Annotated in this window: 23 protein-coding genes; 11 read left to right on the plus strand and 12 right to left on the minus strand. The window is 71.2% G+C overall.

What is annotated here, in order from left to right:
• Positions 1–127 precede the first annotated feature (127 nt).
• The 3 genes from typA (at position 128) to M8C17_RS21645 (ending at position 3,722) form a co-directional block, all read left to right on the plus strand.
• Complete coding sequence (gene typA, locus M8C17_RS21635; RefSeq protein WP_252418356.1) at positions 128–1,996, plus strand: translational GTPase TypA; 1,869 nt, start codon at positions 128–130, stop codon at positions 1,994–1,996.
• Between the two features lie 113 nt (positions 1,997–2,109).
• On the plus strand, positions 2,110–2,970 hold the full coding sequence (locus tag M8C17_RS21640) for a serine hydrolase (protein WP_252418357.1): 861 nt from the start codon (positions 2,110–2,112) through the stop codon (positions 2,968–2,970).
• A 50-nt stretch (positions 2,971–3,020) separates the two neighbouring features.
• Positions 3,021–3,722, plus strand: a complete 702-nt coding sequence (locus M8C17_RS21645; protein ID WP_252418358.1) for a lysoplasmalogenase — start codon at positions 3,021–3,023, stop codon at positions 3,720–3,722.
• Here M8C17_RS21645 and M8C17_RS21650 read toward each other — a convergent pair.
• Positions 3,691–4,488 carry a tyrosine-protein phosphatase gene (locus tag M8C17_RS21650; protein WP_252418359.1) on the minus strand — a complete coding sequence of 266 codons (798 nt, stop codon included), beginning with the start codon at positions 4,486–4,488 and terminating at the stop codon, positions 3,691–3,693. The genes M8C17_RS21645 and M8C17_RS21650 overlap by 32 nt on opposite strands.
• Before the next feature lie 44 nt (positions 4,489–4,532).
• On the opposite strand from M8C17_RS21650, the gene M8C17_RS21655 reads away from it, so the two are divergent.
• Together M8C17_RS21655 and M8C17_RS21660 are read left to right on the plus strand one after the other, a co-directional pair.
• The gene (locus M8C17_RS21655) at positions 4,533–5,630 is read left to right on the plus strand and encodes a mandelate racemase/muconate lactonizing enzyme family protein (RefSeq protein WP_252418360.1); all 1,098 of its coding nucleotides are present in this window, start codon (positions 4,533–4,535) and stop codon (positions 5,628–5,630) included.
• Positions 5,631–5,690: 60 nt separating this feature from the next.
• The gene (locus tag M8C17_RS21660; RefSeq protein WP_252418361.1) at positions 5,691–6,608 is read left to right on the plus strand and encodes an NlpC/P60 family protein; all 918 of its coding nucleotides are present in this window, start codon (positions 5,691–5,693) and stop codon (positions 6,606–6,608) included.
• Between the two features lie 39 nt (positions 6,609–6,647).
• Here M8C17_RS21660 and M8C17_RS21665 read toward each other — a convergent pair whose 3' ends face one another.
• The gene (locus M8C17_RS21665) at positions 6,648–7,646 is read right to left on the minus strand and encodes a TerC family protein (RefSeq protein ID WP_252418362.1); all 999 of its coding nucleotides are present in this window, start codon (positions 7,644–7,646) and stop codon (positions 6,648–6,650) included.
• A gap of 456 nt (positions 7,647–8,102) precedes the next feature.
• Between M8C17_RS21665 and M8C17_RS21670 the strand changes: the two genes are divergently transcribed.
• Complete coding sequence (locus M8C17_RS21670; protein WP_252418363.1) at positions 8,103–8,396, plus strand: antibiotic biosynthesis monooxygenase; 294 nt, start codon at positions 8,103–8,105, stop codon at positions 8,394–8,396.
• Between the two features lie 107 nt (positions 8,397–8,503).
• On the opposite strand, the gene M8C17_RS21675 is transcribed toward M8C17_RS21670, so the two are convergent.
• Together M8C17_RS21675 and uvrB are read right to left on the minus strand one after the other, a co-directional pair.
• Positions 8,504–9,364, minus strand: coding sequence for a helix-turn-helix transcriptional regulator (locus tag M8C17_RS21675; RefSeq protein WP_252418364.1), 861 nt, complete (start codon positions 9,362–9,364; stop codon positions 8,504–8,506).
• Positions 9,365–9,515: 151 nt separating this feature from the next.
• A complete protein-coding gene (gene uvrB, locus M8C17_RS21680) occupies positions 9,516–11,624 on the minus strand; it encodes an excinuclease ABC subunit UvrB (protein WP_252418365.1) in 2,109 nt (702 codons plus the stop codon).
• 300 nt (positions 11,625–11,924) lie between these two features.
• Here uvrB and M8C17_RS21685 point away from each other — a divergent pair, with 300 nt between their 5' ends.
• A complete protein-coding gene (locus M8C17_RS21685; RefSeq protein WP_252418494.1) occupies positions 11,925–13,601 on the plus strand; it encodes a hypothetical protein in 1,677 nt (558 codons plus the stop codon).
• A 10-nt stretch (positions 13,602–13,611) separates the two neighbouring features.
• Here M8C17_RS21685 and coaE read toward each other — a convergent pair whose 3' ends face one another.
• Complete coding sequence (coaE, locus tag M8C17_RS21690) at positions 13,612–14,793, minus strand: dephospho-CoA kinase (RefSeq protein WP_252418366.1); 1,182 nt, start codon at positions 14,791–14,793, stop codon at positions 13,612–13,614.
• A gap of 164 nt (positions 14,794–14,957) precedes the next feature.
• Entirely contained in the window at positions 14,958–16,460 is a 1,503-nt protein-coding gene (gene rpsA / locus M8C17_RS21695) for a 30S ribosomal protein S1 (protein ID WP_252418367.1), read from the minus strand.
• 391 nt (positions 16,461–16,851) lie between these two features.
• On the opposite strand from rpsA, the gene M8C17_RS21700 reads away from it, so the two are divergent.
• From M8C17_RS21700 to M8C17_RS21715, 4 genes are read left to right on the plus strand one after another with little or no spacing between them, the layout of a single operon-like run.
• Positions 16,852–17,658 (plus strand): class I SAM-dependent methyltransferase, encoded by an 807-nt coding sequence (locus M8C17_RS21700; RefSeq protein ID WP_252418368.1) that lies wholly within the window; start codon positions 16,852–16,854, stop codon positions 17,656–17,658.
• Positions 17,659–17,714: 56 nt separating this feature from the next.
• Entirely contained in the window at positions 17,715–18,317 is a 603-nt protein-coding gene (locus M8C17_RS21705; RefSeq protein WP_252418369.1) for a Uma2 family endonuclease, read from the plus strand.
• 54 nt (positions 18,318–18,371) lie between these two features.
• Positions 18,372–18,593, plus strand: a complete 222-nt coding sequence (locus M8C17_RS21710) for a DUF2945 domain-containing protein (RefSeq protein WP_252418370.1) — start codon at positions 18,372–18,374, stop codon at positions 18,591–18,593.
• Positions 18,580–19,014, plus strand: a complete 435-nt coding sequence (locus M8C17_RS21715; protein ID WP_252418371.1) for a DUF3140 domain-containing protein — start codon at positions 18,580–18,582, stop codon at positions 19,012–19,014. The genes M8C17_RS21710 and M8C17_RS21715 overlap by 14 nt, the downstream gene beginning before the upstream one ends.
• Positions 19,015–19,044: 30 nt before the next feature.
• Here the strand turns inward: M8C17_RS21715 and polA are convergent, their stop codons facing one another.
• The 6 genes from polA to M8C17_RS21745 form a co-directional block, all read right to left on the minus strand.
• Positions 19,045–21,744 (minus strand): DNA polymerase I, encoded by a 2,700-nt coding sequence (polA, locus tag M8C17_RS21720; RefSeq protein WP_252418372.1) that lies wholly within the window; start codon positions 21,742–21,744, stop codon positions 19,045–19,047.
• 134 nt (positions 21,745–21,878) lie between these two features.
• Positions 21,879–22,589, minus strand: a complete 711-nt coding sequence (locus M8C17_RS21725; protein WP_252418373.1) for an ABC transporter ATP-binding protein — start codon at positions 22,587–22,589, stop codon at positions 21,879–21,881.
• The gene (locus M8C17_RS21730; RefSeq protein ID WP_252418374.1) at positions 22,579–23,481 is read right to left on the minus strand and encodes an ABC transporter ATP-binding protein; all 903 of its coding nucleotides are present in this window, start codon (positions 23,479–23,481) and stop codon (positions 22,579–22,581) included. Before M8C17_RS21730 ends, M8C17_RS21725 begins: the two co-directional genes overlap by 11 nt.
• A gap of 7 nt (positions 23,482–23,488) precedes the next feature.
• Positions 23,489–24,679, minus strand: a complete 1,191-nt coding sequence (locus M8C17_RS21735; protein ID WP_252418375.1) for a branched-chain amino acid ABC transporter permease — start codon at positions 24,677–24,679, stop codon at positions 23,489–23,491.
• Positions 24,676–25,626 carry a branched-chain amino acid ABC transporter permease gene (locus M8C17_RS21740; RefSeq protein ID WP_252418376.1) on the minus strand — a complete coding sequence of 317 codons (951 nt, stop codon included), beginning with the start codon at positions 25,624–25,626 and terminating at the stop codon, positions 24,676–24,678. The genes M8C17_RS21735 and M8C17_RS21740 overlap by 4 nt, the downstream gene beginning before the upstream one ends.
• A gap of 110 nt (positions 25,627–25,736) precedes the next feature.
• Positions 25,737–26,903: a branched-chain amino acid ABC transporter substrate-binding protein gene (locus M8C17_RS21745; RefSeq protein ID WP_252418377.1), complete on the minus strand. Its 1,167-nt coding sequence runs from the start codon at positions 26,901–26,903 to the stop codon at positions 25,737–25,739.
• Positions 26,904–26,919: the final 16 nt, after the last annotated feature.

Here is a 26,919-nt window from a genome sequence, read left to right on the forward strand (position 1 = left end):
CCCCGGGACACGGGAGTCAGCATGCCAGCCGGGGGAACGACCCGGACAGCAGTTTCACCAGAGATCAGGGGCACCTGGGGGTGACCCCGACGCAGCCTGCGCGAGCGCAGGCGGAAGGATAGAGGGTATGCAGCTTCGCACCGACCTCCGCAACGTCGCCATCATCGCTCACGTCGACCACGGCAAGACCACCCTGGTCGACGCCATGTTGCGGCAGGCTGGCGCGTACGGCGCCCGGGGTGAGACGACCGAGCGGGTCATGGACTCGGGTGACCTGGAACGGGAGAAGGGCATCACGATCCTGGCCAAGAACACCGGCGTGCGTTACCTGCCGGCCGACGGCTCGGACCCGGTCACCATCAACATCATCGACACCCCCGGCCACGCCGACTTCGGTGGCGAGGTGGAGCGCGGCCTGACGATGGTCGACGGTGTGGTGCTCCTGGTCGACGCGAGCGAGGGCCCGCTGCCGCAGACCCGCTTCGTGCTGCGCAAGGCGCTGCGGGCGCGACTCCCGATCATCCTGGTGATCAACAAGGTGGACCGTCCGGACGCCCGGATCAAGGAGGTCGTGGACGACACCTACGAGCTCTTCCTCGACCTGGACGCCGACGAGGAGCAGATCGACTTCCCGATCGTCTACGCCTGCGCCCGCGACGGCATCGCCTCGCTGACCCAGCCCGCCGACGGCTCGGTGCCGGACGACAGCACCTCCCTGGAGCCGCTGTTCCGCACCCTGCTGGACACCATCCCGCCGCCCGCGTACGAGGACGGCGCGCCGCTGCAGGCGCACGTCACCAACCTGGACGCCTCGCCGTTCCTCGGCCGGCTGGCGCTGTGCCGCGTCCGCCAGGGCACCATCACCAAGGGCCAGACGGTGACCTGGTGCCGCACCGACGGCAGCACCCAGCGGGTCCGCATCTCCGAGATGCTGATGACCGAGGGCCTGGAGCGCAAGCCGGCCGAGTCGGCCGGCCCCGGCGACATCATCGCGGTCGCCGGGATCTCCGAGATCATGATCGGTGAGACGCTGGCCGACCCGGAGAACCCGGTGGCGCTGCCGCTGATCACCGTCGACGAGCCGGCCATCTCGATGACCATCGGCACCAACACCTCGCCGCTGGTCGGCCGGGTCAAGGGCTCCAAGGTCACCGCACGGATGGTCAAGGACCGCCTCGACAAGGAGCTGATCGGCAACGTCTCGCTGCGGGTGCTGCCCACCGAGCGGCCGGACGCCTGGGAGGTGCAGGGCCGTGGTGAGCTGGCGCTGGCCATCCTGGTCGAGCAGATGCGCCGGGAGAGCTACGAGCTGACCGTCGGCAAGCCGCAGGTGGTCACCCGCGAGATCGACGGCAAGACCTGCGAGCCGGTCGAGCGGCTGACCATCGACGCCCCCGAGGAGTACCTGGGCGCGATCACCCAGCTCCTCGCCACCCGCAAGGGCCGGATGGAGCAGCTGGTCAACCACGGCACCGGCTGGATTCGGATGGAGTGGCTGGTCCCGGCCCGGGGCCTGATCGGCTTCCGTACCGAGTTCCTCACCGACACCCGGGGCACCGGCATCCTGCACCACGTCTTCGAGTCCTACGAGCCGTGGTTCGGCGAGCTGCGTACCCGCAACAACGGCTCGCTGGTCGCCGACCGCGCCGGCGCGGTCACCGCCTTCGCGATGATCAACCTCCAGGAGCGCGGGCAGCTCTTCGTCGAGCCGACCACCGAGGTGTACGAGGGCATGATCGTCGGGGAGAACTCCCGCTCCGACGACATGGACGTCAACATCACCAAGGAGAAGAAGCTCACCAACATGCGGGCGTCGACCTCCGACGAGACCGAGAAGCTGATCCCGCCGCGCAAGCTGTCGCTGGAGCAGGCTCTCGAGTTCTGCCGCGAGGACGAGTGCGTCGAGGTCACCCCGACCGCCGTCCGGATCCGCAAGGTCGTGCTCGACCAGCAGCTGCGCGGTCGCGCGGCGGCCCGCCGCAAGCACGCCGGCTGACCCACCAGCACCCGGGACCGGGCGCGTCGGCCGCTTGCGGCCGGCGCGCCCGTCCGCTTTCCGGCGGGGGTACGTCGCCCTCCCCCGTCGAACGATCGGCTACGGTCACCGGCATGACCTGGGATGATCTCGACGCCCACCTGGACAAGGTGCCCGGCACCGTCTCGGCGTACGTGGGCCGCCTCGACGCGCCGCCGACCTGGACCCGCCACGCCGGCGCCGCCCACTACGCCGCCAGCACCATGAAGGTGGCGGTGCTCGCCGCCCTGTACCGTGCCGCCGACGCCGGCACGCTGGAGCTGGACGCCCCGGTCCCGGTGGTCAACCAGTTCGACTCGGCCCAGCCCGGCGCGCCCCGGTTCTCCTGCGCCCCGCACTACGACAACGACGACGCCGTCTGGGAGCGCGTGGGTGGCACGGCGCCGCTGCGCTGGCTCGCCGAGCGGATGATCGTGCGGTCCAGCAACCTGGCCACCAACCTGGTCATCGGCCATGTGGGGCTGCCCGCCGTCGCCCAGGCGTGGGCGCTGGCCGGCGCCCGGCACAGCATCACCGGCCGGGGCATCGAGGACTTCGCCGCCCGCGAGGCCGGCATCACCAACCTGGTCACCGCCGCCGACCTGGCCGCTCTGCTCGGCGCCCTGGCCACCGGGGCCAGCAGCCCTGGATGCCTCGCCTCGCCGGCTGGCTGCGCGGCCATGCTGGACGTCCTGTTCGCGCAGGAGCACCGCGAGGACCTGGCCGCCGGCCTGCCCGAGGGCACCCGGATCGCACACAAGAACGGTTGGGTACGCGGCGTCCGGCACGGCGCCGGGGTGGTTCTGCCCGACGACGCCCCGCCGTACCTGATCGCGGTCTGCACCACCACCGAGCTGGCCGACGGCGGCCCGAGCGGCGACGAGGTCGAGGACGACGCCTGCCGCCTGATCGCCAACGTCTCGGCGCGGGTCTGGGCCGCCCGCCACCAGCTCTGACCGGTCGACTCCGGCTAGGCTGCTCGCACCCCCCACCCCGGAGCCCGCCGATGCCCCGCAGTCGTGTCCTCCTTGCCACCTTCCTCGCCGTGACGGTGGCGAACCTGCTGGCCAACGCCACCGACAACGGCGTGGCCGAGCTGCTCACGAAGCCGCTGCTGATGCCGCTGCTGGCCGCGTACCTCTGGCGGGCCACCGCCGAGCGCGGCGCCCGCCCGGACCGGCTGGTGCTCGCCGCGCTGGCCTTCTCCACCGGCGGCGACGTGGCGCTGCTGGGCGACGGCACCGGTTGGTTCATGGCCGGCATGGCCTGCTTCCTCGCCGCGCACCTGTGCTACCTCGCGGCGTTCACCCGGCACGGTGCCGCGACCGCGCTGCGCCGTACACCGCTGGTCGCGGTCCCGCTGGGGTACGCGGTGCTGACCGTCGTCGCGCTGACCTGGATGTGGGCGGGGCTCGCCGACGACGGGCTGGCCGTGCCCGTGGCCGGCTACGCGCTCGCCCTGGCCGCGATGGCCAGCACCGCCGCCACCCAGGGCTGGCGGGTCGGTCTCGGCGCCGCGCTGTTCCTCGGTTCCGACATGGTGATCGCCGCCGGGGTCGCCGGGATGGCCCAGCCACCCGGCACGCCGGTCCTGGTGATGGCGAGCTACGCCGCCGGCCAGGCGCTGATCGTCCTCGGTCGGGCCGCCCGCACCGGTAGGCCGGACGGCGCGTCGGTCACTCCAGCAACTGCGCCCGCAGCGCCGTGAGGGTCTCCTCGGTCAGCCCGAGCCCGTCGCGCAGGTAGCCGTCGAACGAGCCGTGCACCCGGCGCACCTCCTGGTAGCCGGCGTCGAGGTACTCCGGGCGGACCTCCAGCACCGGCAGCACGGCGTCGACATCCAGCTCGGGCTGCCGCCGCCGCATCGCCTCGACGATCACCGCGCGCAGGCTGTCGGTCAGCGGGTTGTTGCGCAGGTACTCGGCGCGGATCGTGGCCTCGTCAACGCCGAGCGCGGTCAGCAGAATGGCGGTGAGCCAGCCGGTGCGGTCCTTGCCGGCGGAGCAGTGGTAGACCAGCGGCAGGTTCTCCGGTCGGGCGGCCAGCCGCACCGCCTCGGCGAAGCCGACCCGTGCCGACTCCCCGGTGACGAACCAGCGGTAGATCTCCGCCATCGCTCCCGCCGTGCCCTGCCGGGCCAGCTCGGCGTACGCGTTCAGGTCGTGGCCGAGCAGCACCGCCGAGACGTACGTGAAGACCGGGTGCTCCGGGTCGTGCACCGGCAGGTGCACCACCCGGGGTTCGCCGACCAGCCGGTCCGACGGGGCCACCGCGATCTCCGAGCCGTCGCGCAGGTCCACCACGCAGGCCGGCCCGAGCTTCGCCAGCACCGGCAGGTCCTCGTCGGTGAGGCGGCCCAGCGCCGGCGTACGGATCAGTCGTCCGGCGCGTACCCGTCGGCCGTCCGCACCGATCAGGCCACCCAGGTCACGCGCGTTCGGCGCGCCCACCAACTCCCAGTCCCGCCCGGTCATCCGGTCTCCCCTCCCGCCGCGTGCCTCCGTATAGGGTGCCCCACATGACGATCTCGGCGGTACGCACCCACCGGGTTTCCGCCCCCTTACACACCCCGTTCGTCACCGCGTTGCGCCGCACCACCACAGTGGACACGCTGGTCGTCGAGCTGATCGACGGCGACGGCCGGTCCGGCTTCGGCGAGGCGCCGCAGGTCTGGCAGGTCACCGGCGCGTCGGTGGCCGGCGCTCAGGCCTGCGTGCGGGAACTCCTCGGGCCGCTGTTGACCGGGCGCGACCCGGACGACCTGGTGACCCGCTGCGCGGAGGTGCAGCGCGCGGTGGTGGGCAACGAGGCGGCGAAGGCCGCGGTGGACGTGGCCCTGCACGACCTGGTCGCCCAGCGGCTGGGCGTACCCCTGGTGCGGCTGCTGGGTGGCACCTCGCTGCGGGTCCCCACGGACGTCACGCTGGCCGCGGGCGACGCGGTGGACCTGGCGGCGGCCGCGCGGCAGCGACAGGCCGACGGTTTCGGCGTGCTCAAGTTGAAGGTCGGCACGGACGCGGCCGGTGACCTGGAGCGGGTGCGGGCGGTCCGCTCGGCGGTCGGCGCCGGTGCCCGGATCCGGCTCGACGCGAACCAGGGCTGGACGCCCCGGGAGGCGGTCCGGGTGATCCGTGGCATCGAGGACGCGGGGCTCGACGTGGAGCTGGTCGAGCAGCCGGTGGCCCGTTGGGACCTGGACGGGATGGCCTGGGTCAGCGACCGGGTGTCGGTGCCGATCCTGGCCGACGAGGCGGTCTTCGGGGTTCGTGACCTGGTGGAGGTGATCCGCCGTCGGGCGGCCGACCTCGTGAACGTCAAGTTGGCCAAGTGCGGCGGGCTGCACCCGGCGCGCACCCTGCTGGAGCTGGCCGCCGCGCACGGCCTCGGCACGGTTGTCGGGTCGATGATGGAGAGTCAGGTGGGCATCGGCGCGGCCGCGAGCCTGGTCGCCGCGTACGGCACCACGGCCGTCGCCGACCTGGACGCCGCATGGTGGCTGGCCTGGTCGCCGGTGCAGGGTGGGATCCGCTACGAGGGGGCCACCGTGGTGCTGCCGGACGCTCCCGGCCTGGGCATCTCGGGCCTGACTGAAGCAAATATGCAGCCTCGCAGTTGATGATTGTTGGTTTCTTTCATAGTGTTTGCGGAGGACGGCCGACACGAGCTGGGGGTTGACGTGGAGCTGCAACCGGGCCGCGAGGCCGTCGTCCGGGTCGCGGTGGCGACGCTCTGGACCTCCCCCGAGGCTGTCCGCCCCGTCGACCGGCCTGCGCTCACCGCCCGCGCCGACATCCCCGCCTGGGTCTCCGGCCTGGACACCGACCAGCAGGTCGGCGACTGCGTGCTGAGCCAACTGCTGCTCGGTGAACGGGTTCTCGTCAGCGAGCTGCGCCCCGACGGTTGGGCCCGGGTGGTGGCCGTCGAACAGCCGGCCGCGAAGCTGGACCCGCGCGGCTACCCGGGCTGGCTACCCGCCGACCAGCTGATCCCCGCCGACCCGACCGCCACCGGGACCCCGCTGGTGGTGGACGCCACGGCCGTCGCGCTGCGCGCCGCACCGGACGGGCCGGTGGTGCTGCCCGGCGTGGTCGTCGGCACCCGGCTCGTCCCGGCCGGCCCGGTGCGCGACGGTTGGCAGCCGGTGCACGTCCCCGGCCACGCCACGCCGCTCTGGCTGCCCGACGATCAACTGGTCCCGGCACCGGCCGAGCCGCCCAGCGCCGCCGCCGTGCTGGCAGTGGCGCAGCGGCTGCTGCACGTGGTCTACGTCTGGGGCGGGCTCTCCGCGTACGGCATCGACTGCTCCGGCCTGGTGCACCTGGCCTGGCGCCGGTTCGGGGTGCTGCTGCCCCGCGACGCCGACGATCAGGCGGTGGCGACCACTCCCCTGCCGCTGGGCGCGGAACGTCCCGGCGACCTCTACTTCTTCGCCCGTCCCGGCCGGAAGATCCACCACATCGGGATCGTCACCGCCGTTCCCGGCGACAACGAGAACCGGCGGATGCTGCACGCCTGCTACCGGCGGCGGCGGGTGGTGGAGGAGCCGCTGCCAGCCGATCGGACCGCGACCCTGGTCGGCGCGCACCGGGTCTGACCCCGGCCGGGCGCGTCCCCGCACCCGGCCGGTGACGACTCAGCGCCGGGCCTCGGCCAGCTCGCGGCGGCGGTCCCGGGCGGACTTCATCAGGCTGGCGACCGTGGCGATCAGCAGCGTGCCGAGGATGACCAGCAGGGAGAGCCAGATCGGGATGTGCGGCGCCCACCCCACGTGCTCCCCGCCGTTGATGAACGGCAGGTTGTTGTCGGCCAGCGCCTCCAGCACCAGCTTGACCCCGATGAAGCCGAGCACCACGGCCAGCCCGTAGCTCAGGTAGATAAGCCGGTCGAGCAGGCCCCCGAGCAGGAAGTAGAGCTGGCGCAGACCCATCAGCGCGAAGACGTTCGCGGTGAAGACCAGGTACGGCTCCTGGGTGATGCCGAAGATCGCCGGGATCGAGTCCAGAGCGAAGATCAGGTCGGTGGTGCCGATCGCGATCATGACGATCAGCATCGGGGTGAAGAGCCGTCGCCCGGCCGAGTGCGTGGTCAGCTTCGCGCCGTCGTAGTCCTTGGAGATCGGCAGCGCCTTGCGGCTCCACCGGATCAGCAGGTTCTCGGAGAACTCGTCCTCGTCCGGCTCACCCTGCCGGGCCAGGTTGACCGCGGTGTAGATCAGGAACGCGCCGAAGATGTAGAAGACCCAGGAGAACTGCGAGATCAGGGCCGCGCCGGCGGCGATGAAGCCACCACGCATCACCAACGCGAGCACGATGCCGACCAGCAGCACCTTCTGCTGGTACTGCCGGGGCACCCCGAAGCGGGCCATGATGATCACGAAGACGAAGAGGTTGTCCACCGAGAGGCTGTACTCGGTGAGCCAGCCGGTGTAGAACTGCCCGGCCGCGCTGGCCCCGGAGGTCAGCCAGACGCCGGCGCCGAAGAGCAGGGCCAGGCCGACGTAGAAGGCGACCCAGAGGCTCGACTCGCGCACGCTGGGCTCGTGCGGGCGCCGACCGATGATCAACAGGTCGACGAGCAGAACCGCAGTCAGTGCGACGAGGGTCCCCGCCCACACCAATCCGGACACGTCCAACGTTCATTCCTCCGGCAGACACGCGGCGTCGGGCACACCGTACGCCCCTGCGGGGCCCGGCGTGCCGCTGACGCTCACTCTGGTGACTGTCGGAGGTCTCTTCCGCCACCGGCCCGCACGAGCGGGACGGCGACCGACGGCGCCGGGTCGGGGACGCCGATAACCGGCGGCCGACCGTGCTGACGACTCCGTCGCGAGGGAATACTCCCCTCCTCGATCACCATTCTCCCCCACCACGCCGTGTGATCGCACCCCGGGCAGCCGGTGTGCCCGCCCACTCGGAGACGGGGAATAGGGCACCGCACGCCCCGTCCGCCGTCCTAGGAGGCTAGTGTGAGTTTGGTGCGGCGAGCGGCCAACCGAGGCCCGCAGCGCGTCACCCACCCCGGGCCACTGTCGACACCGGAACAGACCCCACGAGACCGCCGGACCCACCCGCCGTGGGAGGCTTCCGGCATGGTGCTTGAGGTCGCGTTGATCGACGTACTGCCCGGACACGAGGACGAGTTCGCCGCCGCGTACGCCCAGGGTCACCCGGTGCTGGCCGGGACACCCGGCTGCCGGTCGGTGCGGATGACCCGGGGCATCGAGTCCCCGAACCGGTTCGTGCTGCTCGTCGAGTGGGACTCGGTCGAGGCGCACACCGACAACTTCCGGGCCACCGAGCGGTTCGAGCAGTGGCGGGCACTGATCGGGCCGCACTTCGCCGGGCCGCCCCTGGTCGAGCACTTCATCGACGTACCGGCCTGAGCGCACTGTCGTACCGCGCGGTTATCGTGCCCACCGCACGCGCCGGCCGCCGGTCCCGACGGGCTCGGGGGCGCCGGGCCCGGTGGCCGCGCGGGCGGGCCGTGGGCTCATTCCCCCACGCGGCGGGCCAGCGCGGTGACCGTCTCCTCCGGTGACAACGCCGCGGCCAGCAGCGCCTCGGTCATCCGCTCGTACCGGTCGACGTCCAGCACGGTGGCCAGGCGGACGTCGGTGGTCAACGCCTCCAGCATCACCGTCCGCGGGTCCGCCGGGTCGGGAAAGGCATAGCAGGAGTACGGGGTGAGCGCGTGCAGGCCACCGTCGGCCGCCGCCCCGCGTGGCAACAGTCGGACCGTCACGTGGGCCAGCCCGGTCACGGCGACCAGGTGGCGCAGCTGCTCACGCCAGATCGGGACGGGCAGGTCGCCCAGGTCGCAGGCTGCCTCGGCGAGCACCGCCGTGTAGCGCGGCGGGTCGGCCCGGCGCAGCACCTCCTGCCGCAGCGCCCGGGCACGCACCTCGGCCTCGATGTCGATCTCCGGCGTGAGCAGGGCACCGGCGGCCACCCGGAACCGGGCGTACGCGGGCGTCTGGAGGAGCCCCGGCACGACCGCCGGCTGGTACTCGACGATGTGGGCGGCACCCGCCTCCAGTTCGGCGTACGTGCGCTGCCGCTCGCTCATCTCACCCAGGGTCTTCCACCAGGCGCGACTGGTGGCCGCGTCCCGCGCGATCACGATCAGCGCGTCCCGGGCCGGCGACGGCACCTGGTAGACGTCCAGCAGATCGAGCACGTCGGCGAGGTCCGGGCGGCTCTGGCCCAGCTCGATCCGGGACAGTTTCGACGTCGAGGCCCAACCCAGCCGGTCGCAGACCTGCTCCAAGGTCAGCGCCTCGCGCCGACGTAGCTGACGCAGCTCGGCACCGAGCCGCACACGTCGAATGACAGGACTCGTTGGCAACGGCATCCCCGCCTCCCCACCGAGGGAGAGTACGCAGGACGATCACCCAGTGCAATAGCTCGCTCGCGCACCGCAATCAGGCGGATCGCCCCGACGGCCGACCAGAACCGGCCCGCACCTGCCATTTCCGCAGGTGGGAGGCCGCCGGGGCGGTTCGTTACTTCACGCCTGCGGCATCCATGCCGCGCAGTTCCTTCTTCAGGTCGGAGACCTCGTCGCGGATGCGGGCCGCCAGCTCGAACTGCAGCTCGCGGGCGGCGGCCAGCATCTGGTCGTTGAGCTCCTGGATGAGCTGGGCGAGGTCGGCACGGGCCATCCCCTCCCGTGAGGTGGTGGTGGCGCCTGCCCGACTCCGGCTGCGGGTCTCCTTGACCGGCGCCTTGCCCCGGGAGAGCTGACGCACCGCACCGCCGACGCGGGAGTTCTCGGTGTCCTCCGCCTCGCGGTAGATGTCGTCCAGAATGTCGTGGATCTTCTTGCGCAGCGGCTCCGGGCTGATGCCGTGCGCCTCGTTGTGCGCGATCTGCTTGGCCCGCCGCCGATCGGTCTCGTCGATCGCCGCCGCCATCGACGGGGTGATCTTGTCGGCGTACATGTGCACCTGACCGGAGACGTTACGGGCGGCCCGCCCGATGGTCTGGATCAGCGACCGGCCGCTGCGCAGGAAGCCCTCCTTGTCGGCGTCGAGGATCGCCACCAACGACACCTCGGGCAGGTCCAGGCCCTCGCGGAGCAGGTTGATGCCGACCAGCACGTCGTAGTCGCCCTTGCGCAGCTCGCGCAGCAGCTCCACCCGGCGCAGCGTGTCCACCTCCGAGTGCAGGTAGCGCACCCGGATGCCGTTCTCGAGCAGGTAGTCCGACAGGTCCTCGGCCATCTTCTTGGTCAGCGTGGTGACCAGCACCCGCTCGTCCCGGTCGGTGCGCAGCTTGATCTCGTGCATCAGGTCGTCGATCTGGCCCTTGGTCGGCTTGATCACGACCTCCGGATCGATCAGGCCGGTGGGCCGGATGACCTGCTCGACGAACTCGCCCTGGGCCTGCTCCAGCTCCCACGGCCCCGGGGTCGCCGAGAGGTAGACCATCTGGCCGACCCGCTCCAGGAACTCGTCGAAGCGCAGCGGCCGGTTGTCGGCCGCGCTGGGCAGCCGGAAGCCGTGGTCGATGAGCATCCGCTTGCGGGAGGCGTCACCCTCGTACATGCCGCCGATCTGCGGGATCGTCACGTGCGACTCGTCGACGACGGTGAGGAAGTCGTCCGGGAAGTAGTCGAGCAGGCAGTGCGGCGGGCTGCCGGGCAGCCGCCCGTCCATGTGCATCGAGTAGTTCTCGATGCCGGAGCAGAAGCCCACCTGCCGCATCATCTCGATGTCGTAGGTGGTGCGCATCCGCAGCCGCTGCGCCTCGAGCAGCTTGCCCTGCCGCTCCAGCTCGGCGAGCCGGTCGGCCAGCTCCGCCTCGATGTCGCGGATCGCCCGCTCCATCCGCTCCGGACCGGCCGCGTAGTGCGTGGCAGGGAAGATCACCAGCTGGTCGACCTCGCGGACCACGTCACCGGTGAGCGGGTTGAGGTAGTAGAGCTTCTCCACCTCGTCGCCGAACATCTCGACGCGGACGGCCAGCTCCTCGTACGCCGGGATGATCTCCAGCGTGTCGCCCCGGACCCGGAAGGTGCCCCGCTGGAAGGCCATGTCGTTGCGGGTGTAGCGGATGTCGACGAGCCGCCGCAGCAACTGGTCGCGGTCGAGCTCCTGGCCGACACCGATGCGGATCGCCCGGTCGAGGTATTCCTCCGGCGTGCCCAGGCCGTAGATCGCCGACACGGTGGCCACCACGACCACGTCGCGGCGGGTCAGCAGCGACATGGTCGCCGAGTGTCGCAACCGCTCGACCTCCTCGTTGATCGAGGAGTCCTTCTCGATGTAGGTGTCGGTCTGCGGGATGTACGCCTCGGGCTGGTAGTAGTCGTAGTACGAGACGAAGTATTCGACCGCGTTGTCGGGCAGCAGCTCGCTGAACTCCTTGGCCAGCTGCGCGCAGAGCGTCTTGTTCGGGGCGAGCACCAGGGTCGGGCGCTGCAGCCGCTCGATCAGCCACGCGGTGGTGGCGCTCTTGCCGGTGCCGGTCGCGCCGAGCAGCACCGTGTTACGGTCGCCGCGCCGGACCCGACGCTCAAGGTCGTCGATGGCGGCCGGCTGGTCGCCGGCCGGCTGAAACTCGCTGACGACCTGGAAGCGGCCGTCGAGCCGGGGAATGTCGAGCGCCATGACGTCAACGGTACGCCGGAGGTCCGACAGGAACGGCCTGCACGGCGGGTACGTGATCAGCTTCAATATTCCCATTGTGTGGCCCATGTCACCGGCGCTAGGCTCTCGCTGTAGGCCGCTCGCGGCGGCCGACCGGGCCGGTGGCCAGGCCGTCATCACGGCCGGCCGCCCCCGGCACTGCGGTCGCAGCACCCGGCACCGTCCGGCGTGCGCACCGGTGTGGTCGCGCTCGAGGCGCAGACCGGCCGCCGCGAGCGCCCCTGCTCGTCACCCCCGTGCCACCCCGCCCGTTTCACATCCGTGGACACCTCTCCAGAGCCGGCACCCGACACCGATCCCGGGGGCAAGCCCCGTCCCGGCACGAACCGGCCGGTCACCCGGGCCGCCAGCCGATCCGCCACCGGTCGCCACCGCGACGGCCCGGCCGGCACCACCGGCCGGACCGCCGGCACCCCGAGCGGATCGGCGCCCACGGACCGGCCCGGCACGGCCCACCGAGCCGGTTCCGACCGCGCCACCGACAGCCCCGCCGGCGCCGCCGACACCACCGGTCCAACCCCGGCCGGCCGTCGCCGACGCACGGTCCTGATGCTGCTCGGCCTGACCGCGGTGGCGTCCGCGACGGGGCTGGTGCTCGGGTTGTTGAGCTGGGCACCCGACCCACCCGAGGCGGCCCGACCGCTGACGATCGCCGAGGGCGAGCGGCTGGCGGCCATGCGGGTCACCAACCTGCGGGACCTGCGCGCCGGGGTCCGTGTCACGGTCGGCGCCGGAGCCGCCCGTACGGAACTGGTCGGGTGGGTGGACTGGTCCCGGGCGCTGCTCTACCTCGACGTGGGTGGTCCGGGCGCAGGCGCCGAACGTGGCCTGCTGCAACGTGCCGGTCCGGTGCTGGTGATCCGACCGGACCCGGCGGCGGTGCCCACCCCGGCGGCGCCACCGCTGGTGCCCCCGGCGGACCGTTGGCGGCTGCACCGCCCGGCGCCCGACGCGCGCCTGGTACCCGTCCTCGACCTGCTCCTCGGCCTCGCCGCGGACCGTCCGGACCCGGCCCAGGCGCTGCGGGACAGCGGCGCCCGCTGGCTGGCCCGGGACACCGTCGCGGCCGGGCCGGTGGACGTCGTCGAGGCACCGCTACCCGGCGGGACGTCACCGGCCACCGGCGACAGACGAGCGGGCGGCGACGCCGACGGGCAGGCCCGCTACTGGCTCGACCAGGACGCCCGGCTGCACAAGCTGGTGGTCGGGTTGCCCGGCGTTGGTGCGGTCACGGTGACCGTCAACCGGGCTGACCGCCCGACGCTACGACCGGTGGACGCACTCGGTGGACGACCCGGCCTGCCCCGCGCGCTCACCGACGCCGAGCAGGACCGGCTGGAGCGGCTGCCGGCCCGGCTGCGCGCCCAGGGCGGCGCCGCGCTGACGCTGACCGCGCCGACGGGCACGGACACCAACCTGCGGGGCGCCGGCTGGTTGAGCTGGACCGCCCGCACCGCGTACCTTGCCGTCGCCGACCTCGGCGTCCCGGACCGCCGGACCCTGCTGCGGCGCGATCCCACCGGCGTGGCCCGGGCTGACGTGCCGGCCACGGCCGGTGGCGGCGGCACCGCCGAGACGCCCGGTCGGCCGCCGCTGACGCCCACGGGAGCGTGGCGGTTCAACCGGCCCGGAACGGACGACCTCGGTCTGCTGGTCGACGCCGCGCTGGCCGCCGGCTCGTCCGGCCCGCGAGGCCGGGCTGTGCGGATACGCGAGGACGTCGCCGGTGGGCGGACGGTGGACGTCGTTGAGCTGCGCACGGCCGACGCGCGGCTGCGCTACTGGATCGACCGGGGCGGGTCGCTACGCCGGCTGGAACTGCACACCGACCCCGGTGCGTGGGCGCAGCTGGACCTCAGCCCCGCCTCGGTGCCGCGCCTCGCCCCGGTGCCCCGCCCGGCGGCCACCGCCCGGCCTACCGGCGCCACCACACGGTGACCCGTGCTTCTCAGGGCCGCCAGCCGGTCTGCGCGGCCCACTGCTCGGCCCGCAGGTACTCCTCGTCGAACCAGGGATCCCGGGCCGTGCCGGCTCCGCCGACGTCCGGCGCGGCGTCGACCAGCTCCCGCTTGAGCAGCAGGTACGCGGCCCGCTGATCCGGGTCGGCGCGCAGGTGGTCGCGCATCAGCAGCGCGTACCGCCAGCCCGGCGAGTCGGCCGCCCGCACGTGCAGGCGCACCGGGCGGGCCGGGTCGGCGCTGCCGTGCAGCCGCTTCTCCCACCGGCCGCTGCCGGCCGGGCGTGGATCGTCCCACCAGTGCCCCGGCACCCGCGGGAACCCGGCGTTCGCCAGCCGGTCGGCCAGCACCCCGTCGGCGTCGGCGAGGCTGGGGACGGCCACCTGCACGTCGATGACGTCCTCGGCGGCGTGGCCCGGCACCGCGGTCGCGCCGATGTGGTCGATCCGCAGGTCGGCCGGGGCGAGCGCGTGCCGGATCCGGGCGGCCAGCCGGGCGTACTGCTCCGGCCAGCTCGGGTTGGTCTCGGCCAGGTCGACCCGGCCCGGCGGGACCACCCGCCGCTCCCGCAGGTTGTGCTCGTAGGGCAGCAACCGCTGGCGCCAGAGCGTGTCGACGGCGGCGTCCAGCTCCGCCAGGCTTCCGTCGTTGGTCAGCACCACATCCGCCGCCGCGCGACGGCGCGCGTCGTCGGCCTGCGCGGCGATCCGCCGCTCGGCCTCCGCGCGGTCCATTCCCCGGTCGCGGGCGAGCCGTTGCAGTCGGGTCGCCACGGCCGTCTGCACCACGACCACCAGGTGGTACGTGGGCGCGAGACCCACCTCGACCAGCAGCGGTACGTCGTTCACGACGATCGCGTCGGGTGCCGCCGCGGCGGCCAACTCGGCGGTGCGGGCACGGACCCGGGGGTGGGTGATCGCCTCCAGCCGTCGACGGGCCGTCTCGTCGGTGAACACCACCGCGCCCAGTGCGGCGCGGTCCAGTGCGCCGTCGGCGTCCAGCACCCTCTCGGAGAAGGTGGCGACGATCTCGGCCAGTCCCTCGCTGCCCGGTGCGACGACCTCCCGGGCCACCCGGTCGGCGTCGATGAGCACCGCACCCCGCTCGACCAGCCGCGCGGCCACCGCGCTCTTGCCCGACCCGATACCGCCGGTCAACCCCACCCTCAGCACCGGACCAGTCAACCGGATCACGAGCCCCGTCGCCAAACCACCCCCGGGGCGGACGGAATCAACTCGGTGCCCGTGCGGCGCGGCGAGCGCCCGGGGGTACGGCGAGGGCCCCGCCCCCGGCGATCCGAAGATCGCGGGGACGGGGCCCTTCGTCGTTCAGCGGGTCACTTACCGCCGGCGAGCTTCTCCCGCAGAGCGGCGAGCGCCTCGTCGGTGGCCAGCGTGCCGGCCGGCTCCTCGGCCTGCCGGCTCGGGGCCGGGCTGGACGAGGAGGTGGTGCCGCCACCGGCGGCGGCCGGAACGGCCGGAGTCGGGTTGGCAGCGGCCTCGGCGTCGGCGGCCCGAGAGGTCTGCACCTGCTTGGTGTGGGCCTCCCAGCGCAGACGAGCCTCGGCGTACTGGTTCTCCCAGGTCTCGCGCTGCTTGTCGTACCCCTCGAGCCACTCGCCCGTCTCGGGGTCGAAGCCCTCCGGGTAGATGTAGTTGCCCTCGGCGTCGTACGTCGCGGCCATGCCGTAGAGGGTCGGGTCGAAGTGCTCCTCGCCCTCGACGAAGCCCTCGTTGGCCTGCTTGAGCGACAGCGAGATCCGGCGGCGCTCCAGGTCGATGTCGATGACCTTGACCATGACCTCGGAGCCGACCTGGACGACCTGCTCCGGGATCTCCACGTGGCGCTCGGCCAGCTCGGAGATGTGGACCAGGCCCTCGATGCCGTCGTCCACCCGGACGAACGCACCGAACGGAACCAGCTTGGTGACCTTACCCGGCACGATCTGCTGGATCGCGTGGGTGCGGGCGAACTGCCGCCACGGGTCCTCCTGGGTCGCCTTCAGCGACAGGGAGACGCGCTCGCGGTCCAGGTCGACGTCCAGGACCTCGACCTCGACCTCCTGGCCCACCTCGACGACCTCGGACGGGTGGTCGATGTGCTTCCAGGACAGCTCGGAGACGTGCACCAGACCGTCGACGCCGCCGAGGTCCACGAAGGCGCCGAAGTTGACGATCGAGGACACGACGCCCTTGCGGACCTGGCCCTTCTGCAGCTTGTTGAGGAACTCGGTGCGCACCTCGGACTGCGTCTGCTCCAGCCAGGCCCGGCGGGACAGGACCACGTTGTTGCGGTTCTTGTCCAGCTCGATGATCTTGGCCTCGAGCTCACGCCCGACGTACGGCTGCAGGTCGCGCACGCGCCGCATCTCGACCAGGGACGCGGGCAGGAAGCCGCGCAGCCCGATGTCGAGGATGAGGCCACCCTTGACCACCTCGATGACCGAGCCGCGGACGACGCCGTCCTCGTCCTTGATCTTCTCGATCGTGCCCCAGGCCCGCTCGTACTGTGCCCGCTTCTTGGAGAGGATCAGACGACCCTCCTTGTCCTCCTTCTGGAGGACCAGGGCCTCGATGTGGTCACCAACCGTCACAACCTCGGCGGGGTCCACGTCGTGCTTGATCGACAACTCACGAGAGGGGATGACACCCTCGGTCTTGTAGCCGATGTCGAGCAGGACCTCGTCCCGATCGACCTTGACGACGGTGCCTTCGACAATGTCGCCGTCGTTGAAGTACTTGATGGTCTCGTCGATCGCGGCGAGGAAAGCCTCCTCGGAACCGAGATCGTCGTGGGTGACCCGGGTGGCGCTCGAGGGGGCCTCGATGCTGCTCGTCATGTGGGCGGTTGCTCCGGTCGGATGGGTTGTCACAGCAGGCTGGTGTCGCAGTGACCTGTTCGCGCCAGCGGATCCGTCGCCGGGCACACCGAACGATCACAGTGGGATCATGATGTGACTCCGTCGACCGCGCACCTGCTCCCTGCCGAGACACACGATCCGCGAGCGCATCGTCTAGCCTACCGTGCGCATTACCACAGCGTGCAAGCCCTCCCGGCTTCTCGGCATGCGATGACCTGCGAAAGCCGAACAATCGCCCGGAAACCACCCCTGCTGTCTCGTGCGTCACAGAAGCCCCGGTGGCACCACTGACCGGGGGCGGCGCGAGTGGGGCCGGCGGGTCGGCCCGGCCCACCGCGGCAGGAACCTCGGCGGGGCCTAGCGTGGGCGCGTGGATGACGACAGCCGGGTGACCCGGCGCCGGGTGGGTGACGCCGAGGCCCGACGGGCCAACCGCGGCTGGTGGGACAGCGACGCCGACGACTACCAGGCCGAGCACGGCGCGTTCCTCGGCGACGTCGACTTCGTCTGGTGTCCCGAGGGCCTGCGCGAGGCCGACGCCCGGCTGCTCGGCGACGTCTCCGGGCGGCGGGTGCTGGAGGTGGGCTCCGGTGCCGCCGCCGCCGCGCGCTGGCTGGCAACCCAGGGTGCCCGGCCGGTCGCCTTCGACCTGTCCGCCGGCATGTTGCGCCACGCCGCGGAAGCCGCCGACCGCACCGGGGTACGCGTACCGCTGGTGCAGGCCGACGCCCTCGCCCTGCCGTTCGCCGACCGGTCGTTCGACCTGGCCTGCACCGCGTTCGGCGCGATCCCCTTCGTGGACGACTCCGCGGCCCTGCACGCCGAGGTGCACCGGGTGCTGCGCCCCGGCGGCCGGTGGGTGTTCTCGGTGACCCACCCGATGCGCTGGATCTTCCTCGACGACCCCGGCGAGGGCGGGCTGAGGGCCGTCCACTCGTACTTCGACCGCTCCCCCTACGTCGAGCAGGACGAATCCGGCGTGGCCACCTACGTCGAGCAGCACCGCACCCTCGGCGACCGGATCCGCGAATTGGTCGGTGCCGGGTTCCGGCTGCTGGACCTGGTGGAGCCGGAGTGGCCGGCGGGGCACGAGGGAATCTGGGGGCAGTGGAGCCCGCTACGTGGGCGCCTCTTCCCCGGCACCGCCATCTTCGTCACCGAGAAGCCCGCCGAATGACCGCGTCGCACTCGCGGTGCGGCCCCCACCCCATCGACGGGCGGTAGGCTCGCCCCATGAGCGCGGAGCCCATCCGGACACCACCTGGCCCCTGGTGTCCGGACCCGATGCGGCAGCAGCGCGCCGACTACACGGTCGAGGATCTGCTCAACCTGCCGGATGACGCCCCCCGCGTCGAACTCGTCGATGGAGTCATCCAGGTGACACCCTCCCCCACCCTGGGCCACCAGGACATCTGCGGCCTTCTCTGGTTGTGGCTACGCTCCCACGCACCGGTAGGCTTCCGTGCTGCCCAGGCCGTCGGAGTCCGGCTCAGCGCCAACACCAGCCGTCAGCCGGACGTCCTGCTGTGCCGCGCCGAGGTGCCGTCCGATCGGTCCATGCTGCGGCCGGCGGACGTCGTCCTCGCCGTGGAGATCGTCTCGCCGGGCACCCGACGGATCGACCGATTCGCCAAGCCCGGCGAGTACGCCGCCGCCGGCATCCCCTTCTACTGGCGGATCGAGCAGGACCCGGTGCACGTGTACGCGTACCGGATCGGCGACCGGGTGGGGCCCGGCGGTGAGCGGCAGTACGAGGTGGTGACCGACAGCGCCGACGTGATCGAGCTGTCCGATCCGTTCGACATCAAGCTGCCGATCGGCGAGATCACCCCGTAGTGCCCTCCCCGGGACCAGCCGTTTTGCCGAGGCAGGCACGGGTAGCCAGGGCGTATGGCCGAGCAGAGGGAATTCCGCGCGGGTGACCACGTCTCCTGGGCCAGTCACAGCGGCCGGGCGCACGGCGTGGTCAAGGAGAAGCTGACCGACCGGACGCACGTACGCGGGCACGCCGTGAACGCGACGGAGGACGAGCCGCAGTACCGGATCCGCAACGACGACTCGGGCCGCGACGTGGCCCACCGCCCGGAGGTGCTGCGCCGTGAGCAGGGGTGACGACGGCCAGGACACCTACCGGGAGTTCACCGACGCGGTGAACATGAAGCCCGGCGAGCTGTCGAAGTGGCTGGAGAGCGACGAGTCGAAGCAGGTCGGCTGGCACAAGGGCGGCCGCTCCGGCGGCGGTGAGTCGGTCGGCCACGAGTCCGGTCGGAAGATCATCGACCTGTTGCGCCGCAAGCGTGGCAACCTGTCCGAGGGCGACTACAAGCACATGCGCAAGGTGGTCGGCTACGTACGCCGGCACATGGCGCAGCGCCCCTCGGGCGACGTCCGTGAGACCAAGTGGCGCTGGTCGCTGATGAACTGGGGCCACGACCCCCTCAAGGGTCCGTTGCCGCCCCCGGGCGGCCCGTCCCGGCGTGCCCTCGACCGGCACGGCACCCCGCCGAAGGAGCGCCGGGGCCCCGGCCGCTGACCCGCGCCGTCACCACGTCGGCAACAACGGTCAGTGGTCGGCGCTGTTCCAGTCGCGGCCCTCGCCGACCGACACCTCCAGCGGCACCGACAGCGGGTAGGCCTCGCCCATTTCCCGCCGGACCAGCGCCTCCAGCGCCTCCCGCTCGCCCGGTGCCACCTCGAAGACCAGCTCGTCGTGCACCTGCAGCAGCATCCGGGAGCGGAACCCGGCCTCGCCCAGCGCGGTGTCGACGTGCAGCATCGCCACCTTGATGATGTCGGCCGCCGAGCCCTGGATGGGGGCGTTGAGCGCCATCCGCTCGGCGATGTCCCGGCGCTGCCGGTTGTCACTGCCGAGGTCGGGCAGGTAGCGGCGACGACCCAGGATCGTCGAGGTGTAGCCGTCCTGGCGGGCCCTGGCGACCACCTGGTGCAGGTAGTCGCGCACCCCGCCGAAGCCGGCGAAGTAGTTCTCCATCAGCCCGCGTGCCTCTTCGGTGCCGATGCCGAGCTGCTGGGACAGCCCGAACGCGCTCAGCCCGTACGCCAGGCCGTAGTTCATGGCCTTGATCTTGCGGCGCTGGTCCGGGGTGACCTCGTCGAGCGGCACCCCGAAGACCGACGAGGCGGTGGCGGCGTGGAAGTCGGCGCCGGAGTTGAACGCGTCGATCAGCGCGTCGTCCGACGAGAGGTGCGCCATGATGCGCATCTCGATCTGGCTGTAGTCGGCGGTGAGCAGGCACTCGTAGCCCTCACCCACCACGAAGGCCCGGCGGATGCGCCGGCCCTCCTCGGTGCGGATCGGGATGTTCTGCAGGTTGGGCTCGGTGGAGGAGAGGCGCCCGGTGGCCGCGACCGTCTGGTTGAACGTGGTGTGGATCCGGCCGTCGTCGGAGACCGACTTGAGCAGCCCGTCCACGGTCGACTTGAGCTTGGCCACGTCGCGGTGGCGCAGCAGGTGGGCCAGCACCGGATGCGGGTTCTGCGCGTAGAGCCACTGCAGGGCGTCGGCGTCGGTGGTGTAGCCCGTCTTGATCTTCTTGGTCTTGGGCAGGCCCAGCTCGGTGAAGAGGATCTCCTGCAACTGCTTGGGCGAGCCGAGGTTGAACTCCCGACCCACCGCCTCGTACGCGCCCTGCGCCGCGGCCTTCACCTCGGCCGCGAAGTGGGCCTCCAACTCGGACAGATAGTGCGTGTCGGCGGCGATGCCGGTGCGCTCCATGCCGGCCAGCACCCGCATCAACGGCAGCTCCACCCCGGCCATCAGCCGGGCGGACTGCTCGCCGTCACGGGACAGCTCGGCGTCGATGGCGTCGGCCAGGTCGAGGGTGGCCCGGGCCTGGAGCATCAGGTTCTGCTCGGCCACGCCCTCGTCACCGAGCCCGTCGAGGGTGAGCTGGCCGGTCTCCGGCGCGTCGACCCGCAGCTCCCGGTGCAGGTAGCGCAGCGCGAGGTCGGTCAGGTCGTAGGAGCGCTGGTCGGGTCGGGCCAGGTATGCGGCGATCTGGGTGTCGCGGACGATGCCGGCCAGCTCCCAGCCGTGCGCCGAGCAGGCCAGAACGGCTGGCTTGCTGTCGTGCAGCACCTTGGGCCGCTGCGCGTCGGCCAGCCAACCGGCCAGCGCGCCCTCGTCGGCCGCGTCGAGCCGGGCCGGGTCCACCCAGGCCGCCGCCCCGCCGGCGGTGGCCAGCGCCAGCCCGGTGATCGAGGCGGTGTGCCGCCGGTTGGGGCCGGTGTCGAGCTTGACCGCCATGCCGACCGGGGTGCCGGTCGGGGCGTGCGCGGACAGCCAGCCGCTCAGCGCCCCCGGCTCGGTCAGCATCTCGCCGGTCAGGTCGAAGCCGGACTCGGCCTCCGGCTCGACCGCCTCCAGGTACTGGTAGAGCCGGTCCCGCAGGATGCGGAACTCGAGGGTGTCGAAGACCTGGTGCACGGCCTCCCGGTCCCAGCCCGTCCACCGGGTGTCCTCCGGGCGCAGCGGCAGCTCAAGATCGGAGACCAGGCAGTTGATCTCGTAGTTGCGGATCACGTCGGCGAGCCGCTCGCGCAGGCTGTCGCCGGCCTTGCCCTTGATCTCGTCGGCGCGGGCGATCACGCCCTCCACCCCGCCGTAGGTGGTGATCCACTTGGCTGCGGTCTTCGGGCCGACACCCGGGACGCCCGGCAGGTTGTCACTGGTCTCGCCGACCAGCGCGGCCAGGTCCCGGTAGCGCTCCGGGCCGACGCCGTACTTCGCCTCGATCGCCGCCGGGTCCATCCGGGCCAGGTCGGAGACACCCTTGCGCGGGTAGAGCACGGTGACCTGGTCGCCGACCAACTGGAACGCGTCGCGGTCACCGGTGCTGATCAGCACCGTCATGCCCTGGTCGCGGGCCTGGCAGGCGAGCGTGGCGATGACGTCGTCGGCCTCGTAGCCCTCCATCTCCACCACCGGGATCTGCAGCGCGGCCAGGACCTCCTTGACCAGGCTGACTTGACCCTTGAAGTCGGTCGGGGTCTCGCTGCGGCCGGCCTTGTACTCCGCGTACCGGTCGGTGCGGAAGGAACGGCGGGAGACGTCGAAGGCGACGACGATGTGGGTCGGCTGCTCGTCGCGTAGCACGTTGATCAGCATTGAGGTGAAGCCGTACACCGCGTTGGTCGGCTGACCCGTCGTGGTGGAGAAGTTTTCCACCGGCAGGGCGAAGAACGCCCGGTATGCCAGGGAGTGTCCGTCGACGAGGAGCAGGCGCGGAGTCGTAGCTGTCACGGCAGCGACTCTAGTCCGTCGCACCGACATCCCCGGGTGGCGGCACCGCGCGAACGACGCCGGAACGGACAGCCGGTGCGAACGCCGGCGGCCGACCACCCCGCGAGGGGATGGCCGGCCGCCGGGCGGGTGGCTCAGGCCACGCCGAGGTACGCCTCCTTGACCGCCGGGTCGTGCAGGAGTTCCTGGCCGGTGCCCTCCTTGACGATCCGGCCGGTCTCCAGCACGTACCCACGGTGCGCCCGGGAGAGCGCCTGCTGCGCGTTCTGCTCGACCAGCAGGATGGTGGTGCCCTGCTCGTTGATCCGGGTGATGATCTCGAAGATCTGCTGGATCAACTTGGGCGCCAGACCCATCGACGGCTCGTCCAGCAGCAGCAGCTTCGGACGGGTCATCAGCGCCCGGCCGACCGCGAGCATCTGCTGCTCGCCGCCGGAGAGCGTGCCGCCGGCCTGCTTGCGGCGCTCGGCGAGCCGCGGGAACAGCTCGAAGACCATCGCGAGGTCCTTGGCGATGTCGGCCTTGTCCCGGCGGGTGTACGCCCCCATCTCCAGGTTCTCCAGCACGGTCATGCCGGGGAAGACGCCACGACCCTCGGGTGACTGCCCGATCCCCCGGATCACCCGCAGGTCGGCGCGGAGCCGGCTCACGTCGGTGCCGTCGAACCGGATGCTGCCGCCGGAGATGGCGTGCAGCCCCGAGATCGCCTTCATGGTCGTGGTCTTGCCGGCACCGTTCGCGCCGATGAGCGCCACGATCTCGCCCTGGTCGACGTGCAGGCTGATGCCGTGCAGCGCCTCGATGCGGCCGTAGAGCAGCTTCAGGTTCTCGATCTCAAGCAGCATCCTCGACACCTCCCAGGTAGGCGGCGATCACCTTGGGATCGTTGCGCACGTCGGCCGGCGAACCCTCGGCGATCTTCTGCCCGAACTCCAACACCACCAGCCGGTCCACCACGCCCATGACCAGTCGCATGTCGTGCTCGATCAGCAGGACGGTGACCCCCGAGTCGCGGATCTTGCGGATCAGCTGCAGCAGGGCGACCTTCTCGGCCGGGTTGAAGCCGGCGGCCGGCTCGTCGAGGCAGAGCAGCGTGGGATCGGTGGCCAGGGCCCGCGCGATCTCCAGTCGACGCTGGTCACCGTAGGACAGGTTGCGGGCGAGGTCACCCGCCCTGCCCTGGATGCCGACGAAGTCCAGCAGCTCCTGCGCCTTCTCCCGACCCTGCCGCTCCTCCCGCCAGTGCCGCGGCAACCGAAGCAACGCGCTGGGGACGCTGGTCTTGTGGTTCGCGTCCGCGCCGACCTGGACGTTCTCCAGTGCCGTCATCTCGGGGAACAGCCGGATGTTCTGGAAGGTCCGCGCGATGCCCAGCTTGGTGATCTGGAATCGCTTACGGCCGCTGACCTTCTCGCCCCGGAACCGGATCTGCCCGGTCGTCGGGGCGTAGACGCCCGTCATCGCGTTGAAGCAGGTGGTCTTACCCGCCCCGTTCGGGCCGATCAGCCCGAGGATCTCGCCCTCGTAGAGGGTGAAGTTGACGTCGTTGAGGGCCACCACGCCGCCGAAGCGCAGCGTGACGTGGTCGACCTCCAGCAGCGGCTTGCGGCCGTCGGTCGGGGTCGGCTCGGCGGTCCCCTCGTCCGGCGTCGACGACGTCTCCGGCGGGCTACCCACCGTCGTCCGCGCGTCGATCGCCATGTCGCGCTCGCTGGTGACGTCGCGCGCACTACCCATCCGTGGCTCACTCAACGACAGCCACCTCCTTCTGCCGGTCCTTGAGCTCGGCGGCCCGCCGCCGGTTCGGCCAGAGGCCCTGCGGCCGGAAGATCATCACGATGATCAGCAGGATCCCGAAGATGAAGTACCGCAGCGACGTCGGGCTGACGTCGATGTCGTTACCGAAGACGGTCGCCACCTCGGGCAGACCGAAGACGTCACCCACCGACCGCAGCCACTCCGGAATGTAGATGACCAGGAAGCCACCGAGCAGTGCCCCACCGATACTGCCCGCACCACCGAGCAGGACCGCCGCCAGCACCAGGATCGAGTTCTCCAGCGAGAAGGTCGACGAGTTGACGAAGTTGGCCTGACCAGCCCACAGCGAACCGGACAGACCGCCGACCGCCGCGCCGATGGCGAACGCCCAGAGCTTGAAGCGGAAGGTCGGTACGCCCATCAGTTCCGCGGCGTCCTCGTCCTCACGGATCGCGATCCAGGCCCGGCCGACCCGGCTGTTCGCCAGGTTCCGGATCAGGAAGACAGCGCCGATGATCACGGTGAGCAGCAGCCAGTAATAGGGCTTGAACTCGAACTGGAAGATGGCCGACCCGTCCGGGTACTTGCCCGGCGGGTGCCCCACCTGCGGGATACCGCGGTCGCCGTTGAGGATCCAGTCCTGGTTCTTGGCGATGATCCGGATCATCTCGGCGAAGCCGAGCGTCACGATCGCCAGGTAGTCGCCCCGCAATCGCAGTGTCGGCGCACCCAGCAGCACACCGGACAGCAGCGCCAGGGAGATGGCGATCGGCACCGTGACCAACCAGGGCCACGGGCTCTCGAACCAGTTGTACTCGGTGATGAGCTTGCTCTCCGGCGACGTCAACAACGCCACGGTGTACGCACCGACGGCGAAGAAGCCGAAGAAGCCGAGGTCCAGCAGACCCGCGTAGCCGACCACCACGTTGAGACCGAGGGAGAGCAGCGCGATCCAGGCGCAGTAGAACAGCACCGCGGCCATGTCGTTGCGGGTCGTGTAGAGCGGAATCCACACACCGGGGATGTTCAGGTACTCGTAGAACCACTTGTTCGGCAGCACGTAGAGGAAGGCAATGAAGGCCAGCAGACCGGTGATCCGGGCGGACTTCGGCAGCCCGTCCACCCTCCGGCCGACGGCACTCGAGGCGGAATGCCAGCGTTCTCGCAGAGCGGTCATGCTCGCGCCCTCCCCAACGACTCACCCAGCAGACCGGTCGGCCGGAACATCAGCAGGACGATCAGCACGACGAAGGCGATGAGGTCGCGCCACTGTGAGCCGAACAGCGCCGATCCGTAGTTTTCCACCAGGCCGAGCAGCAGGCCACCGATGGCCGCGCCCCGCAGGTTGCCGATGCCGCCCAGGACCGCGGCCGAGAACGCCTTGAGCCCGAGCAGGAAGCCGATGTTGTACCGGGTGTTGCCGCTCTTCATGTCGCTGAAGACGGCGGCGACACCGGCCATCAGGCCGCCCAGCACGAAGACGAGCGCGATCACGCGGCTCTTGTTGACACCCATCAGCGCGGCGGTGTTCGCATCCTGCGCCACCGCGCGGATGCCCTTGCCGAACCGGGTCTTGTTCACGAACCAGTCGAGCCCGACCATCATCAGCACGGCCACGACGAGCGTCAGCAACTGCACCGGGGTGATGCTCCAGCCACCGATGCTGATCACCGTCTTGGTGGGGAGCAGGGCGGGCGCGCCGACCTGACGACGCTGGGTCAGCGTCCCCATGAGCTCCATCAGGGCGTACGAGGCACCGATGGCGGTGATGAGGAAGGCCAGAGGCGGCGCGTTTCGCCGCCGCAGCGGCCGATAGGCGGTAACCTCAATCAGCAGCGCGACGCTGCCGGAGAGCAGCGCGGCGGCCACGATCGCGAGAGCGATCAGGAGCAGCGCCTTCGGCACCGAGGGGGCGCCGCTGTTGCTGTCGAGCCCGAACACCGCCCAGGTCCAGATGGCACCGAACGTGCCGATCATGAAGACCTCGGAGTGCGCAAAGTTGATCAGGCGTAGTACGCCGTAAACGAGGGTGTAGCCGAGGGCGATGAGCGCGTAGATCGCACCCTGCACCAACCCGGTTGTGGTCAGTTCCGGGAAGCCCCGGACGAGTTCTGCAAAGTCCACCGATGCTCCGAAGGGTGTTGCGTCGAGCCGGTGCGGCCGGGGTTGCACCCCGACCGCACCGGAACAACTCTTTTCGTCACGCCCTCAAACCTGTGTGACCCCCGACGGGATCAGGCCTTCGGGATCTCCAGTTCCGGAGCCCAGGCACCGGCGGTCGCCTTGAAGGCCCACACCTTGACCTGCGCCGGGTCCAGCTCGCCGTTCGGCTCCCACTTGTAGGTCACGCCAGAAGCGGAACCGGCCTTGTTGTAGGTGGAGAGGAAGGCCTGGATGTCGGCCCGGCTGGTCTTGCCGGCCTTGATCGCCTCGAGGTAGATGTTGGCCAGGTCGAACGACACGTCCGCGTACACGCCCGGGTCGACGCTGTACTTGGCCTTGAAGTCGGTCACGAAGGTGCCCTTGGCCGCGGTGGCCGGGCCACACGGGCAGGTGGAGACGGTGCCCTCGACGTCCTTCTGACCGGTCACCGACAGCATGTTGGCGTCGTTGATGCCGTCGCCGCCGATGAAGGTGCCCGTCCAGCCGGCAGCGCGCAGCTGCTTGAGGAACGGCGCGGCCTCCTCGGTGTAGCCGGCGTAGAACAGCACGGTGGCGCCGCTGGTCTTCACCTTGGAGATCTGCGCGCCGAACTCCTGCGCGTTGTCGACAACCTTGTCGGTGCCGATGATCGTGGTGCCGAGGACCTTCTTGGCCTCGTCGGCGAGGCCGGCGCCGTACGCCGACTGGTCGTCGATGACGAACGCCTTCTCCGCCTTCAGCACGTTCTTGATGTAGCTGGCGATGGCCGGGCCCTGGGAGAAGTCGTTACCCACGCCGCGGTGGAAGACCTTCCAGTTCTTGGTCGCCAGGCTCGGACGGGTCGCCGACGGGGTGATGACGGACAGGCCCGCGGTGTCGAAGATCGGCAGCGCGACCTCGCTCTCACCGGAGAACGCCGGGCCGATCATCGCGACGATCTTGCTGTCGGCGGCGGCGCTGGTCGCCAGACCACCGGCAAGGTCGGCCTTGCCCTGCGAGTCGAACGCCTGGACGCTGACCTTGCAGTCCGCGTTCTCCGCGTTGTACTTCTCCACGGCGAGATCGGCGCCCTGCTTCATCGGGGTCACCAGGCCGGCGTCGGCGCCGGAGAGTGCCCCGAAGAAGCCGATCTTCAGGTCGCACGCCTTGTTGGCGGAACCACCCGACGTGCCCTCGTCCTGCTTGCATGCGCTGGCGCCGCCGGCAATGAGCGCCGCGATGGCGACGCTGCCGAGGACGCGCACGAAGTTTTGCCTCAAGGCTGGAACCCTCCTC

Origin of the sequence: Micromonospora sp. RHAY321 (genome assembly GCF_023896955.1) — a bacterium.
Lineage (GTDB): Bacteria > Actinomycetota > Actinomycetes > Mycobacteriales > Micromonosporaceae > Micromonospora.

Excerpts from the sequence above, each read along its gene's own strand:
- M8C17_RS21675 (WP_252418364.1), bottom strand. The coding sequence starts at position 9,364 with ATGCCGTTGCCAACGAGTCCTGTCATTCGACGTGTGCGGCTCGGTGCC.
- M8C17_RS21640 (WP_252418357.1), top strand. The coding sequence starts at position 2,110 with ATGACCTGGGATGATCTCGACGCCCACCTGGACAAGGTGCCCGGCACC.
- uvrB (WP_252418365.1), bottom strand. The coding sequence starts at position 11,624 with ATGGCGCTCGACATTCCCCGGCTCGACGGCCGCTTCCAGGTCGTCAGC.
- M8C17_RS21725 (WP_252418373.1), bottom strand. The coding sequence starts at position 22,589 with ATGCTGCTTGAGATCGAGAACCTGAAGCTGCTCTACGGCCGCATCGAG.
- M8C17_RS21735 (WP_252418375.1), bottom strand. The coding sequence starts at position 24,679 with ATGACCGCTCTGCGAGAACGCTGGCATTCCGCCTCGAGTGCCGTCGGC.
- rpsA (WP_252418367.1), bottom strand. The coding sequence starts at position 16,460 with ATGACGAGCAGCATCGAGGCCCCCTCGAGCGCCACCCGGGTCACCCAC.
- M8C17_RS21670 (WP_252418363.1), top strand. The coding sequence starts at position 8,103 with ATGGTGCTTGAGGTCGCGTTGATCGACGTACTGCCCGGACACGAGGAC.
- M8C17_RS21650 (WP_252418359.1), bottom strand. The coding sequence starts at position 4,488 with ATGACCGGGCGGGACTGGGAGTTGGTGGGCGCGCCGAACGCGCGTGAC.
- M8C17_RS21645 (WP_252418358.1), top strand. The coding sequence starts at position 3,021 with ATGCCCCGCAGTCGTGTCCTCCTTGCCACCTTCCTCGCCGTGACGGTG.
- M8C17_RS21730 (WP_252418374.1), bottom strand. The coding sequence starts at position 23,481 with ATGGGTAGTGCGCGCGACGTCACCAGCGAGCGCGACATGGCGATCGAC.
- M8C17_RS21710 (WP_252418370.1), top strand. The coding sequence starts at position 18,372 with ATGGCCGAGCAGAGGGAATTCCGCGCGGGTGACCACGTCTCCTGGGCC.
- typA (WP_252418356.1), top strand. The coding sequence starts at position 128 with ATGCAGCTTCGCACCGACCTCCGCAACGTCGCCATCATCGCTCACGTC.
- M8C17_RS21655 (WP_252418360.1), top strand. The coding sequence starts at position 4,533 with ATGACGATCTCGGCGGTACGCACCCACCGGGTTTCCGCCCCCTTACAC.
- M8C17_RS21705 (WP_252418369.1), top strand. The coding sequence starts at position 17,715 with ATGAGCGCGGAGCCCATCCGGACACCACCTGGCCCCTGGTGTCCGGAC.